General features: G+C 65.3%; 12 protein-coding genes. 2 read left to right on the top strand and 10 right to left on the bottom strand.

Annotated elements, in window-relative coordinates; genetic code table 11:
- On the bottom strand, positions 1-964 hold a 964-nt coding region (locus VJS90_RS07020), incomplete at its 3' end, for a leucyl aminopeptidase family protein (RefSeq protein WP_324120387.1).
- A gap of 273 nt (positions 965-1,237) precedes the next feature.
- Between VJS90_RS07020 and lptF the strand changes: the two genes are divergently transcribed.
- Together lptF and lptG are read left to right on the top strand one after the other, a co-directional pair.
- The gene (lptF, locus tag VJS90_RS07015; protein ID WP_324120385.1) at positions 1,238-2,353 is read left to right on the top strand and encodes an LPS export ABC transporter permease LptF; all 1,116 of its coding nucleotides are present in this window, start codon (positions 1,238-1,240) and stop codon (positions 2,351-2,353) included.
- Positions 2,346-3,407, top strand: coding sequence for an LPS export ABC transporter permease LptG (lptG, locus tag VJS90_RS07010; RefSeq protein WP_324120383.1), 1,062 nt, complete (start codon positions 2,346-2,348; stop codon positions 3,405-3,407). Before lptF ends, lptG begins: the two co-directional genes overlap by 8 nt.
- A 55-nt stretch (positions 3,408-3,462) precedes the next feature.
- Here lptG and VJS90_RS07005 read toward each other — a convergent pair whose 3' ends face one another.
- The 9 genes from VJS90_RS07005 to arcA form a co-directional block, all read right to left on the bottom strand.
- Entirely contained in the window at positions 3,463-3,951 is a 489-nt protein-coding gene (locus tag VJS90_RS07005; protein ID WP_324120379.1) for an RDD family protein, read from the bottom strand.
- A 94-nt stretch (positions 3,952-4,045) separates the two neighbouring features.
- The gene (locus VJS90_RS07000) at positions 4,046-4,258 is read right to left on the bottom strand and encodes a cold-shock protein (protein ID WP_010220199.1); all 213 of its coding nucleotides are present in this window, start codon (positions 4,256-4,258) and stop codon (positions 4,046-4,048) included.
- A gap of 353 nt (positions 4,259-4,611) precedes the next feature.
- Positions 4,612-5,733: a glycine cleavage system aminomethyltransferase GcvT gene (gene gcvT, locus VJS90_RS06995; RefSeq protein ID WP_324120371.1), complete on the bottom strand. Its 1,122-nt coding sequence runs from the start codon at positions 5,731-5,733 to the stop codon at positions 4,612-4,614.
- Between the two features lie 81 nt (positions 5,734-5,814).
- A complete protein-coding gene (gcvP, locus tag VJS90_RS06990; protein WP_324120369.1) occupies positions 5,815-8,673 on the bottom strand; it encodes an aminomethyl-transferring glycine dehydrogenase in 2,859 nt (952 codons plus the stop codon).
- Between the two features lie 239 nt (positions 8,674-8,912).
- A complete protein-coding gene (locus tag VJS90_RS06985) occupies positions 8,913-10,421 on the bottom strand; it encodes a sigma-54-dependent transcriptional regulator (RefSeq protein WP_324120367.1) in 1,509 nt (502 codons plus the stop codon).
- A 140-nt stretch (positions 10,422-10,561) separates the two neighbouring features.
- On the bottom strand, positions 10,562-10,921 hold the full coding sequence (locus VJS90_RS06980) for a DUF5064 family protein (RefSeq protein WP_324120365.1): 360 nt from the start codon (positions 10,919-10,921) through the stop codon (positions 10,562-10,564).
- Positions 10,922-10,974: 53 nt separating this feature from the next.
- Positions 10,975-11,910 (bottom strand): carbamate kinase, encoded by a 936-nt coding sequence (gene arcC, locus VJS90_RS06975; protein WP_324120363.1) that lies wholly within the window; start codon positions 11,908-11,910, stop codon positions 10,975-10,977.
- Between the two features lie 11 nt (positions 11,911-11,921).
- The gene (locus VJS90_RS06970) at positions 11,922-12,932 is read right to left on the bottom strand and encodes an ornithine carbamoyltransferase (RefSeq protein ID WP_324120360.1); all 1,011 of its coding nucleotides are present in this window, start codon (positions 12,930-12,932) and stop codon (positions 11,922-11,924) included.
- Positions 12,933-12,942: 10 nt separating this feature from the next.
- Positions 12,943-14,199, bottom strand: a complete 1,257-nt coding sequence (gene arcA, locus VJS90_RS06965; RefSeq protein WP_324120358.1) for an arginine deiminase — start codon at positions 14,197-14,199, stop codon at positions 12,943-12,945.
- Positions 14,200-14,201: the final 2 nt, after the last annotated feature.

The raw sequence follows: 14,201 nt of genomic DNA, 5'->3' as shown, positions 1-14,201 counted from the left end.
TTTCGGCGCAGGCCAGCAGGCACACCAGGTTGATCGGCAGCTGCAGCTCGAGGACCGCGCGCAGGGTGCCGAGGACGCTGGCGGCGCCGCCCATGTCGTACTTCATTTCGTCCATGCCGGCGCCAGGCTTCAGGCTGATACCGCCGGTGTCGAAGGTGATGCCCTTGCCGACCAGCACGACCGGTTTGTCATCCGGGTTGCCGCCCTGGTAGCTGAGCTCGATCAGCCGCGGCGGCTGGTCGCTGCCCTGGCCAACGGCGTAGAACGCGCCCATGCCCAGGTCCTTGATCTGCTGCTCGTCGAGTACCTCGACCTTGAGGGCGGCGAACTCCTCGCCCAGGCCCTTGGCCTGCTCGGCGAGGAAGCTTGGGTGGCAGATGTTCGGCGGCAGGTTGCCAAGGTCGCGGGTGAAACGCATGCCGCTGGCGATGGCGGTGGCGTGCCTGACGGCGCGCTCGACGTCGGCCTGGCCAGCCTTGCCGGCGAGCAGGGTGATCTTCTTCAGTGCGCGCGGCTCGGCCTTCTTGCTCTTGTAACGGTCGAACACGTATTCGCCGTCGAGCAGGGTCTCGGCCAGCAGGCGGTACTTGCCGTAGTGCGCGTCACGGCCGGTCACCGCGATGTCGTCCAGCGCCACCACGGCATCGGTGCCGCCCAGGTTCTTCAGCACACCGGCCACGCTCGCCACCAGCTTGCGCCAGCTGCGATCGCCCAGGGACTCTTCCTTGCCGCTGCCGACCAGCAGCACGCGCTCGGCCTTGAGGCCTGGCAGGCTGTGCAGCAGCAGGGTCTGGCCAGGCTTGCCGGCCAGGTCGCCGCGCTTGAGCAGCGTGGCCAGGGCACCGCCGGTGGCGTCGTCGACGGCCTTGGCCGTGGCGCCGAGCGTGCCCCCTTCGCCGACGGCGATCACCAGGGTGGCGGTTTTGACGGATGCTGCGTCTACGCTTTTTACTACCAGTTCCATGTAATGGTCCCCGAAAGTTCTGTCGGTTGGCGCTGCTGTGCAGGGCCTGGCCGCGCTGTGCGGGCCAGTGGAAAAGCGCCCAGTTTGAGCCTCCTGCGACCCTGGTGACAACCCCGACATGCGCACGCGTGCGGCGCCAAGTGACAGGGGCGGTCAATCACAGGATAATGCGCGCACTTCACATGGAGGTTCGCCGCGGCGAACCGGCAATGGTCTTGGCTGTCTGTACCCTTTGTTTGGCTGTCCGAGCCTGACAACCCAGGAGTGTCTGGTTTGATCGTCTTCCGATATCTGTCCCGCGAGGTCATGGTGACCTTGAGCGCCGTCAGCGCCGTGCTGCTGGTCATCATCATGAGCGGGCGCTTCATCAAATACCTGGCCCAGGCGGCCCAGGGGATCCTCGACCCCGGCGTGCTGTTCATGATCATGGGCTACCGCCTGCCGGGCTTCCTGCAGTTGATCCTGCCGCTGGGACTGTTCCTGGGCATCCTGCTGGCGTATGGCCGGTTATATCTCGAAAGCGAGATGACCGTGCTGTCGGCCACCGGCATGAGCCAGCAGCGCCTGCTCGCCATCACCATGGCCCCTGCCGCGCTGGTCGCGCTGCTGGTGGCCTGGCTGAGCCTGAGCCTGGCCCCGCAGGGCGTGGCCCAGGTGGCGCAGATCATCAACCAGCAGGACGCCCTCACCGAGTTCGATACCCTGGTGCCAGGCCGCTTCCAGACCTTGCGCGACGGGAGCCGGGTGACCTACACCGAGAACCTGTCGGGCGACCGCGTCAACCTGGCGGGCGTGTTCATTTCCGAGAAGCGCTTCAACCAGGACAAGACCAAGGACCGTGCGCCTTCGGTGCTGGTCGCCGAGAAGGGCCACCAGGAAGTCCAGGCCGACGGCAACCGCTACCTGATCCTCGAGAACGGCTACCGCTATGACGGCAACCCCGGCCAGGCCGGCTACCGCGCCATCAAGTACGACACCTACGGCGTGCTGCTGCCCAAGCCCGAGGTCAGCGAAGAGGTGACCGAGCGCGAAGCCATCCCCACCTCGCAGCTGTTCGGCGCCACCGACCTGCGCGAGCGCGCCGAGCTGCAGTGGCGCCTGTCGCTGCCGCTGCTGGTGTTCATCGTGACCCTGATGGCGGTGCCGCTGGCCCGGGTCAACCCGCGCCAGGGGCGCTTCCTCAAGCTGCTGCCGGCGATCCTCCTGTACATGGCCTACCTGACAATGCTGATTTCCGTACGCGGCGCCCTCGAGAAGGGCAAATTGCCGATCGCCCTCGGCATGTGGTGGGTGCATGGGCTGTTCCTGCTCATCGGCCTGGTCCTGCTGTACTGGGAACCCTTGCGCCTCAAGCGCGCCGCGCGCCGTGCCGAGGTGACCCATGCGTAAGCTGGACAACTACATCGGCAAGAGCGTCCTGACGGCGATCCTGGCGGTGCTGGGCATCATTCTCGGCCTTGCCTCGCTGTTCGCCTTCATCGACGAGATGGGCGACATCAGCGACACCTACACGCTCATGGACGCCGGCTGGTTTGTCCTGCTGACGGCGCCGCGCCGGGTGTACGACATGCTGCCGATGGCCGCGCTGATCGGCTGCCTGATCGGCCTGGGCAGCCTCGCCAGCAGCAGCGAGCTGACCATCATGCGCGCGGCCGGGGTTTCGATCGGCCGGATCGTCTGGGCGGTCATGAAGCCGATGCTGGTGCTGATGATCGTCGGCCTGCTGGTGGGCGAGTACCTGGCCCCCGTGACCGAGAACAAGGCCCAGGCGGAGCGTTCGCTGGCCCAGGGCGGCGGCGAGGCGCAAAGCTCCAAGCGCGGCATGTGGCACCGCCAGGGCGAGGAGTTCGTGCACATCAACTCGGTGCAGCCCAACGGCCTGCTGCTGGGCGTCACCCGCTACCGGTTCGACGACCAGCGCCACATGGTCACTTCGAGCTTCGCCCGCCGGGCGCAGTACGACAAGGACCACTGGATGCTCAGCGAGGTCAGCACCACGCATTTCCGTGGCGACCACACCGAGGTGATCAACACCCCGCAAGAACGCTGGGACGTCTCGGTGAGCCCGGAGCTGCTCAACACCGTCATCCTCGCGCCCGAGTCGCTGTCGATCACCGGCTTGTGGGATTACATCCACTACCTGTCCGACCAGGGCCTGAACAATGCCCGCTACTGGCTGGCGTTCTGGACCAAGGTCCTGCAGCCGGCGGTCACCGCCGCCCTGGTGCTGATGGCGATTTCCTTCATCTTCGGGCCGCTGCGCTCGGTGACCCTGGGCCAGCGGGTGTTCACCGGCGTGCTGGTGGGCTTCGTGTTCCGCATCGCCCAGGACCTGCTTGGGCCGTCGAGCCAGGTGTTCGGCTTCCCGCCATTGCTCGCGGTGGTGATCCCGGCCGGGATCTGTGCGCTGGCGGGCGTGTGGTTGTTGCGTAGGGCCGGCTGACAGGCACGCCTTGGCCACTTGAAAAAACCGACCTCAGGGTCGGTTTTTTTTGGACTCAGGCTTTACGCTTGGGCACCCGTACCAGCTGGGTATCTGAGTAGATGTCATGCCAGGTCCGCTGGCGCTTGTCCACGAGCGCCCAGGCAAACCCTAGCCCCAGGCATCCCCACGATCCGATCGCCACCACGAAGCGCAGCAGCGCCTGCCACAGGCTGATCGGCGTGCCATCGGCGTTCTGCACTCGCACGCCCCACACCTGCATGCCCAAGGTCTGCCCGCCATGGGTCCAGAACTTGGCAAAGAAGCCGAACAGCATGAACAGCAGCACGGTGGACAACAATGGGTCGCCATCCAGCGCGCCCGTATCGGTCAAGGCACGCATGCGTTCGGCACCGATCACGGCCATCTGGATCATCTTGTAGACACCGGCCGTGACGATCAGCAACGCGATGCACAGCAAACAGTCATAGAACATCGCGGCCAGGCGGCGGCCCAGCCCGGCGGCAGGGAATTGTCCCTGGGGCTGCAGTGTGTGCGTGGACATGCGGCAAACGCTCCCTGCTGAAAAGGCTCATTCTACGAAATCGCGGGCACAAAAAAGCCCCTGCCGTTGCCGGCAGGGGCTTTTTAACGGGAAATCAGGCTTCCGCGATAACTTCGTCAGCCTGCATGCCTTTTTGGCCCTGCACGGCGATGAAGGTGACTTTCTGGCCTTCTTTCAGGCTCTTGAAGCCGTTGCCCTGGATAGCGCGGAAGTGCACGAACAGATCCGGACCGCTTTCAGGAGTGATGAAACCAAAACCTTTCTCGTCGTTAAACCACTTGACGGTACCGCTCTGACGTTGGGACATTGTCTTATTTCCTTTGGAACTTAATTAATAACAGCAATAGTAATAACAGCTTCTTCCCGGAGGGGAAGATTACTGGGCTGGGTTGCAGGAAAGTAAGAGACGTCGAACGGGTTGTAGCAAAACTCAGCGCTACTGCCCAGGTCACGAACCATAGCGACCCATGCAAACACAGTGGAGTGACTCTACGCTAACTTCGACGACAAAAACAAGCCCTGCGAAACGCTGCGTTTATGGCTTTTTTCCACGTGTCATAAAATTGCCGCACACGGCACGGCGCCTGCCTTTGCGCCATGTTCGAAAAGTCTTGGGGCAGGTTCGAAAACGAATACGCCAGCCTGCCCCGTGACGGTGCATCAACCGCGGTAATAACGGGGCGTGACAAATGGCATCCTGCTGACTTTCAGGGCAACTCGTTTACCGCGAACCAGCGCCCACAATGCGCTATCAAGGGCCGTATGTTCACTGTTCACGTAGCCCATCGCGACCGGTGCCGCGAGTGTGGGGCCAAAGCCGCCACTGCACACTTGGCCGACAACTTGCCCGTGTTCATCGACAATCTCGGCGCCTTCACGCACGGGGGTGCGTTCTAGCGGCAACAAACCGACGCGTTTGCGCGCGATGCCCTGTTGTTGCTCGGCGAAGATGGTCTCGGCACCGGGAAAGCCACCCGCACGGGCACCGTCGGCACGGCGCGCCTTGGACAGCGCCCACAGCAGGCTGGCCTGCACGGGCGTCGTCTGGTCGTTCATGTCGTGGCCATACAGGCACAGGCCGGCTTCCAGGCGCAGTGAATCACGCGCTCCGAGGCCAATGGCGGCCACTTCGGGCTCGGCCAGCAGGCGACGGGCCAGGGCCTCGGCGCCGGCGCTCGGCACCGAGATCTCGTAACCGTCTTCGCCGGTGTAGCCGGAGCGGCTGACGTAGCAGTCCTGATCCAGCAACGTGACCTTCCTGAACTGCATGAAGGTCATGCTGGCCACTTCCGGTGCCAGGCGCTGCAGCACCGAAGCCGCGGCCGGGCCTTGCAGGGCGAGCAAGGCGCGTTCCTCGAACAGCGGCTCGATCAGGCACTGCTCGCCGATGTGCTGGCGCAGGTGGGCCAGATCCTGCTCCTTGCAGGCCGCGTTGACCACCAGCAGCAACACGTCATTGCCCAGGTTGGCGACCATCAGGTCGTCGAGGATGCCGCCGTGCGCGTTGGTGAACATGGCGTAGCGCTGCATGCCCACCGGCAGGTCCAGGATGTCCACGGGGACCAGTGATTCCAGCGCCCTGGCGGCCTGGGGACCGCTCAGGCGGATCTGGCCCATGTGCGAAACGTCGAACAACCCGGCGTGCTCGCGGGTGTGCAGGTGTTCCTTCATGACCCCTAGCGGGTACTGGACCGGCATCTCGTAGCCGGCGAACGGCACCATGCGCGCGCCGAGCTCCAGATGCAGGGCATGCAGCGGGGTCTTGTGCAGTGTCTCGGACATCGGTGACTCCTAATATGTGCGAACCGACGGGATATCTGACGAGGCCAGGCCGGAATACCGGGCCTGGCCCCGCTGACGGACTCAGGCGTCCTGGTAGCTCTCGATCGGCGGGCAGGCGCAGACCAGGTTGCGGTCGCCGAACACGTTGTCGACCCGTCCTACCGGCGGCCAGTACTTGCCCTCCACCAGGCTCGCCAGCGGGTACACCGCCTGCTCGCGGCTGTAGCCGTGGCACCAGTCGCCCGCCAGCTCCGCCGCGGTATGCGGCGCGTTTTTCAGCGGGTTGTCGTCCTTGTCGAGGCTGCCGGCCTCGACCGCGCGAATCTCTTCGCGGATGCGGATCATCGCCTCGCAGAACCGGTCGAGTTCTTCCTTGGCCTCGCTCTCGGTGGGCTCGATCATCAGCGTGCCGGCCACCGGGAACGACATGGTCGGGGCATGGAAGCCGAAGTCGATCAGGCGCTTGGCCACGTCATCGACGCTGATGCCGCTGCTGTCCTTGAGCGGACGCAGGTCGAGGATGCATTCATGCGCGACCAGGCCGTTGCCGCCGGTGTACAGCACAGGGTAGTGCTCTTCCAGGCGGCGGGCGATGTAGTTGGCGTTGAGGATCGCCATCTGCGAGGCGCGCTTGAGACCCGCGCCGCCCATCATGCGAATGTACATCCAGGTGATCGGCAGGATGCTCGCGCTGCCGAACGGTGCGGCGCAGACCGCGCCCTGGGGGTTGTCCAGCTGCGCGTGGCCGGGCAGGAAGGGCGCCAGGTGCGACTTGACGCCGATCGGGCCGACGCCGGGGCCGCCACCGCCATGGGGGATGCAGAAGGTCTTGTGCAGGTTCAGGTGGGATACGTCGCCGCCGAATTTGCCCGGGGCGCAGAGTCCGACCATGGCATTCATGTTGGCGCCGTCGATGTACACCTGGCCGCCGTTGTCATGGATGATCGCGCAGATCTCGCCGATCGCTTCCTCGAACACGCCGTGGGTCGAGGGGTAGGTGATCATCAGCGCCGCCAGGTGCTCGCGGTGCTCGAGGGCCTTGGCGCGCAGGTCGTCGATGTCGACGTTGCCGCGCGCGTCGCAGGCGGTGACCACCACGCGCATCCCGGCCATCTGCGCGGTCGCGGGGTTGGTGCCATGGGCCGAGGAGGGGATCAGGCAGACCGTGCGGCGTGCCTCGCCACGGCTCTGGTGGTAGGCGCGGATCGCCAGCAGGCCCGCGTACTCGCCCTGCGAGCCGGCATTGGGCTGCAGCGACACAGCGTCATAGCCGGTGGCGGCGCAAAGCATGGCTTCCAGTTCCTGGGTCAGCTGCTGGTAACCCTGGCTCTGCTCGGCCGGGGCGAACGGGTGCAGGTTGCCGAACTCGGCCCAGGTGACCGGGATCATCTCGCTGGCGGCGTTGAGCTTCATGGTGCACGAGCCCAGCGGGATCATGCTGCGGTCCAGGGCCAGGTCCTTGTCGGCCAGGCGGCGCAGGTAGCGCATCAGCTCGGTTTCGCTGTGGTAGCGGTTGAACACCGGGTGCTCGAGGATCGCCGACTGGCGCAGCAGTGCGGCAGGCAGGCGCGCCTGCACGGTGCTGGCAATGGCGTTGAAGCCGGGCAGTGGCTGATCGGCGGCAAACAGCTGCCAGAGGGCTTCCACATCGGCTTGCGTACTGGTTTCGTCGAGCGACAGGCCCAGCTGGCCGGCGTCGATCTGGCGCAGGTTCAGGCCGTTGGCACGGGCTTGCTCATGCAACGTGGCGGTCGCGCTGCCCGTGGCCAGGGTCAGGGTGTCGAACCAGGCCTGGTTGACGACGCTGACGCCCAGGGTCTTGAGGCCTTCGGCCAGGATCGTGGTCAGCCCGTGGGTGCGCTCGGCAATGCGCTTGAGGCCCGCGGGGCCGTGGTACACGGCGTACATGCTGGCAATGTTGGCCAGCAGCACCTGGGCGGTGCAGATGTTGCTGGTGGCCTTCTCACGGCGGATATGCTGCTCGCGGGTCTGCATGGCCAGGCGCAGGGCGGTCTTGCCGAAACGGTCGATCGAGACGCCGACCAGGCGGCCCGGCATGTCGCGCTTGAACGCGTCACGGGTCGCGAAGTAGGCCGCGTGCGGGCCGCCGAAGCCCAGAGGCACGCCGAAGCGCTGGGCACTGCCGATGGCCACGTCGGCGTCGAATTCGCCCGGAGGGGTCAGCAAGGTCAGGGCCAGCAGGTCGGCCGCGACCGCGACCAGTGCGTTGCTGGCGTGGAATCGCTCGACCAGCGCGCGGTAGTCGAAGACCTCACCGCCGCTGGCGGGGTATTGCAGCAGCGCACCGAAGAACCGGCTGGTGTCTTCGAGCTCATGCTCGTCGCCCACCACCACCTCGATGCCCAGCGGCTCGGCGCGGGTGCGCAGCACGTCGAGGGTCTGCGGGTGGCAGTGCTGCGAGGCGAAGAAGGCATGGCTGGACTTGTTCTTGCTCAGACGCTTGCAGAACGTCATGGCCTCGGCGGCGGCGGTGGCCTCATCGAGCAGCGAGGCATTGGCGATCGGCAGGCCGGTAAGGTCGCTGATCAGGGTCTGGAAGTTCAGCAGTGCTTCGAGGCGGCCCTGGGAGATCTCGGGCTGGTAAGGGGTGTAGGCGGTGTACCAGGCCGGGTTTTCCAGCAGGTTGCGCAGGATCGGCGCCGGGGTGTGGCAGTTGTAGTAGCCCTGGCCGATGAAGCTCTTGAACAGCTGGTTCTGGCCGGCGATGGCCTTGAGGGACGCCAGGGCGTCGGCTTCGCTCTGCCCGTCGCCCAGTTCCAGCACGCTGGTGCCCTTGATGCTGTCGGGGATGACGGCGGCGGTCATGGCATCGAGGGTGTCGAAGCCCAGGGTCGCCAGCATGCTCTGCTCATCGGCGGCGCGCGGGCCGATGTGACGGGCGATGAATTCGTTGGCGATGCCAAGGTTGATGGTGGTCATGGCGGATCCTCAGGGCGTCTTGATGACGTTCCCCAAGCAATAATGCGGCCAGCTGCGTTATCCCCTGAAAAGCCGGGCGATTCATAGCGCTTGGGAGGCCGTGGAGGCGTTGCGGTGGAACGAAAACGCTACAGCGGCTCGCGCAGAATAAAAACAGAAGCGGATCAGAACCTTGCGCAACAGCGCCCCGCTCCGTATGTAGCGAAATCGATACAGTGTAGTGATTTCGATACGGCTGGTCAGGGCTTTGGGGGAATTCCGTACTTGCGCAAACGGTGGGCGATAGCGGTGTGCGAGGTCTGCAGGCGGCCGGCCAGTTGCCGTGTCGACGGATAGCTCAGGTACAAGCGCTGCAGCAGCTCGCGCTCGAAGTCCTCGACCGCCAGTTCCAGGCTGGCCACCTCGCCATCCTGCCCCCGTGCCACCGAGGTGCCGGCAATGTCCAGGTCACCGAAGTCCACCAGGTTGCTTTCGCAGATGGCGGCGGCGCGAAAGATCACATTCTGCAACTGCCGCACGTTGCCCGGCCACGGGTTGCCCAGCAGGGCAGGGTGCGCGCCCGGCGCGAGCCGGCAGAGCGGGCGCTGGATCTGCGTGCACGCCTGCTGCATGAACCAGTGCGCCAGCAGCAGGATGTCCTGGCCGCGCTCGCGCAGGGGCGGGACCTGCAGGTTGAGGACATTCAGGCGGTAGAACAGGTCCTCGCGGAAAGTACCTGCGGCGACCATTTTCTCAAGGTCCCGGTGGGTGGCGCTGAGGATCCGCACATCGACCTTGACCTCGCGGTCGCCGCCGACCCGGCGAAAGCTGCCATCGCTGAGAAAACGCAGCAGCTTGGCCTGCAGGTACGGCGACATCTCGCCGATCTCGTCGAGAAACACCGTGCCCTGGTTGGCCAGTTCCATCAGCCCTGGCTTGCCGCCGCGCTGGGCGCCGGTGAAGGCGCCGGGGGCATAGCCGAACAGTTCGCTCTCGGCCAGGCTCTCTGGCAGCGCAGCGCAGTTCAACGCCAGAAACGGCGCGGCGTGCCTGCTGCTGACGGCATGGCAGGCGCGGGCCACCAGCTCCTTGCCGGTGCCGGTTTCGCCGTGGATCAGCAGCGGTGCGTCCAGCGCGGCGACGCGCAGGGCGCGGGCCTTCAGGGTGCGGATGGCCGGTGACTCGCCGAGCAGCGAGTCAAAGCCCTCGGCGTGGTCATGGTGAAGCGCCGACAGCCGCTCGCCCATGCGATTGGGCGGGTAGAGGGTGAGCAGGCCGCCAGCGTTGGTGATCGGCGTGGCGTCGAGCAGCAGGCTCTGGCCGTTGAGCTGCATCTCGCGCATTGGCAGGTGAAAGCCGTTTTCCCTCAACGCCTGGAGCAGGCCGGGGTCAGCGAACAGCTCGCCCACCGAGCGCCCGGCCGACTCACGTCCGCACAGGGCGATCAGCGCCGGGTTGGCCAGCAGCACGGTGCCGGCGCTGTCCACGGCCAGCACCGGGTCGCTCATGGCCGCCAGCAGCGCATCGAGCTGCAGGTGGCGGCGCTGGCCGGGCAGGATGTCGACCACTTCCACCGACTGCACGCCCTCTACTTCGAAGAGTGCGTCGTGCAGTTCCTCGAGCACCGCCGGGCTCAGTGTCGGGGCATCGATGTAGACGTTGGGCGGCACCATCTCGACGGCGTCCAGGTTGAGGTTGCGCGCGCCGAGCAGGGCCAGTACTTCCTGGGTGATGCCGACGCGGTCGATGAAGCTGACGTGGATGCGCATGGGTAAGCGAGGCGGTCCGGGAGAAAGAACACAAGTATGCCTTGCCTGCCTGTGTAGCAGGAACTGTGGAAGGTAGTGCAGGATAAAGCCGCCGCGGGACCAGCCCTCTGACAGGCGGGGCGCCGCAGCGGGACCTTGATCTATTCCAGATGCTCGGGCTTCACCGGATCCCCCGATTTCACATCCAGCTGCTTGCGCACATCGTCGAACATTTCGTCGTAGTACTTGTGCATCGAGCCGATGCTGGCGGTCTTGGGCAGGCCGTGCTTCTGGGCGAGGCGGGTGGCGTGGCGGGCAAAGTCGAAGGCCTGGTCCTTGGGCAGGAAGAAGCTTTCGTCGATGCTCTTGTCCTGCACTGTGCCATGCAGGCGGAACTGCATGCCCTTGCCCTCCTTGGGATCCTGCATGATTTCATAGTCGATGCACAGGTTGTAACTGTGGTCGTCCCGGGTCAGCGCATGGCGCTCGATGTGCAGGTGACCAGGTTCGAACTGGGCCATGGTGAAATCCTCCGCAAGTTGATGAGGCGGGCCGGCGAGCCCGCCTGCCGCGCTCAACGATAGCTGATGCCGGACTGGTCGATGCTGACCCGGGTGCCGGCGCTGCCTTTGACGATACCCTCGATATCCGGCAACGAGCCGATCACCGCCACCTTCCCGGTATTGCGCGCGAAGTCGCACGCGGCCTGGACCTTGGGACCCATGGAACCGGCGGCGAAGCCGAGTTTCTCCAGCGCGTCGGGGTGGGCCTGGGCGATCGCCTTCTGGCTAGGCTTGCCATAGTCGATGAACGCGGCATTGACGTCAGTGGCGATCACCAGCAGGTCGGCGTCGAGCTGTTCGGCCAGCAGCGCCGAGCACAGGTCCTTGTCGATCACCGCCTCGATGCCCTGCAAGGTGCGCTGGCGCTCGGGGTCGTACATGGTGGGAATGCCGCCACCCCCCGCGCAGATCACTACGGTGCCTTTGTCGAGCAGCCAGGTGATCGGGCGGATCTCGAAGATCCGCCGAGGCTTGGGGCTGGCTACCACGCGGCGGTACTTGTCGCCGTCGGGCTTGACCACCCAGCCTTTTTCCCGGGCCAGACGCTGGGCTTCCTCCTTGCCATACACCGGGCCGATGAACTTGGTCGGGTCCTGGAAGGCCGGGTCGCTGGCATCCACCTCGACCTGGGTCAACAGCGTGGCGAAGGGCACCTCGAAGGCCAGCAGGTTGCCCAGCTCCTGTTCGATCATGTAGCCAATCATGCCCTCGGTCTCGGCGCCGAGCACATCCAGCGGGTAGGCCTCCTCGGGTTTGTAGGATTGGGCCTGCAGCGACAACAGGCCCACCTGGGGGCCATTGCCGTGGGCAATGACCAGTTCGTTGCCAGGATGAATCCTGGCGATCTGCTCGCAGGCGATACGGATATTGGCGCGCTGGTTCTCGGCCGTCATCGGCTCGCCGCGGCGCAGCAGGGCGTTGCCGCCCAGAGCAACAACGATACGCATGATGGAGGCTCCTAAAGGTCAGCCAGCGTCGACACCAGGATCGCCTTGATCGTGTGCATGCGGTTTTCCGCCTGCTCGAAGGCGATGCAGGCCGGCGACTCGAACACGTCGTCGGTCACTTCGATGCCGTTGGCCAGGTTCGGGTACTGCTCGGCGATCTGCTTGCCGACCTTGGTCTCGGAGTTGTGGAACGCCGGGAGGCAGTGCATGAACTTGGTTCGCGGGTTGCCGCTGGCCTTCATCAACTGGCTGTTCACCTGGTAGGGCAGCAGCTGCTTGATGCGCTCGCCCCAGGCCTCGACCGGCTCGCCCATCGACACCCAGACATCGGTGTGGATGAAGTCCACGTCCTTGACCGCCGCCTTGGGGTCCTCGGTAAGCATGATCCGCGCGCCGCTGTCCTCGGCGTACTGCTGGCAGCGCTGCACCAGGTCGTTGTGCGGCCACAGCGCCTTGGGCGCGGCGATGCGCACATCCATGCCGAGCTTGGCGCCGATCAGCAGCAGCGAGTTGCCCATGTTGTTGCGCGCATCGCCCAGGTACGCATAGCTGATGTCGTGCAGCGGCTTGTCGCTGTGCTCGCGCATGGTCAGCACGTCGGCGATCATCTGGGTGGGGTGGTACTCGTCGGTCAGGCCATTGAACACCGGCACGCCAGCGTACTTGGCCAGTTCTTCGACGATCTCCTGCTTGAAGCCCCGGTACTCGATGGCGTCGTACATGCGCCCGAGCACGCGGGCGGTGTCCTTCATGCTTTCCTTGTGGCCGATCTGCGAGGAGTTGGGGTCGATGTAGGTGACATTGGCGCCCTGGTCGTAGGCCGCGACCTCGAAGGCGCAGCGGGTACGGGTCGAGGTCTTCTCGAAGATCAGGGCGATGTTGTTGCCCGTGAGGTGCTTCTGCTCGGTGCCGGTGTACTTGGCCCGCTTCAGGTCGCGGGACAGGTCCAGCAGGTAGCGCAACTCGCGCGGGGTGTGGTGCTCGAGGCTGAGCAGGTTGCGGTTGTGGATGTTGAAAGCCATGACGGTTCTCCTAGTATTCGACAGGGTCGCGGACAATCGGGCAGGTCATGCAGTGGCCGCCGCCACGGCCACGCCCCAGTTCGCCGGCACTGATGGTGATGACCTCGATCCCGGCCTTTCGCAGCAGGGTGTTGGTATAGGTGTTGCGGTCGTAGCCGATGACCACGCCGGGCTCCACGGCCACCACGTTGTTGCCGTCGTCCCACTGCTCGCGCTCGGCCGCGAAGCTGTTGCCGCCGGTTTCCACCACGCGCAGCTGCGCCAGCCCAAGCACTTGGGCGACCACCTCGATGAACGGTTTGTGCTCGCGGCGCACGTCCATGCCGTAGGGTTTGCTCTCGTCAGGGCGGATGATGAACGGCACGATCTCGCGCACCACTTCAGGGAAGACCGTGACCAGGTCGCGGTCGCAGAAGCTGAACACGGTGTCCAGGTGCATCGCCGCGCGAGACTTGGGCAGACCGGCGACCACCACCTGCTCCACGGCGCCCTTGGCGAACAGCGCCTGGGCCAGCTGGCCGATGGCCTGGCGCGAGGTACGCTCGCCCATGCCGATGAGCACCACGCCCTTGCCGATCGGCATCACGTCCCCGCCTTCGAGCGTCGCCTGGCCATGGTCCTTGTCGGGGTCGCCATACCAGGTCTCGAACTCGGCATTGGTGAACTGCGGGTGGAACTTGTAGATGGCGCTGGCGAGCAGGGTTTCCTGGCGGCGCGCCGGCCAGTACATGGGGTTCAGGGTCACGCCACCGTAGATCCAGCAGGTGGTGTCACGGGTGAACTGGGTGTTGGGCAAGGGCGGCAGGATGAAACTGGAATGGCCCAGGTAGTCGTTGTACATCTTCACCACTTCGGCGCCTTCGCTGACGGGCAGGTCCTGGCCCGCCACGCCGCCGATCAGGAATTCGGCCAGCCGGCGCGGCTCCAGACCTTCCATCCAGCTACGCACCTCGTTGGTCAGGCCGACGCCGACGGTGTCGGGGGTGATCTTGCGGTCGAGGATCCACTTCAACGCGTCGGGGTGCTGCACGGTCTCGGTCAACAGGTTGTGCATCTCGAGCACCTCGATGCCGCGCTCGCGCATCTTGGTGACAAAGTCGAAATGGTCGCGCTTGGCCTGGTTGACCCAGATGACGTCATCGAACAGCAGTTCGTCGCAATTGCTCGGCGTCAGGCGCTGGTGCGCCAGGCCAGGGGAGCAGACCATCACCTTGCGCAGCTTGCCGGCTTCGGAGTGGACGCCGTACTTCGCTTTTTCCGTGGACATGG

This window comes from Pseudomonas sp., from assembly GCF_035277045.1.
Lineage (GTDB): Bacteria > Pseudomonadota > Gammaproteobacteria > Pseudomonadales > Pseudomonadaceae > Aquipseudomonas.
Note: the sequence above shows the minus strand (reverse complement) of the source record. Positions and strands in the feature narration are given on the sequence as shown.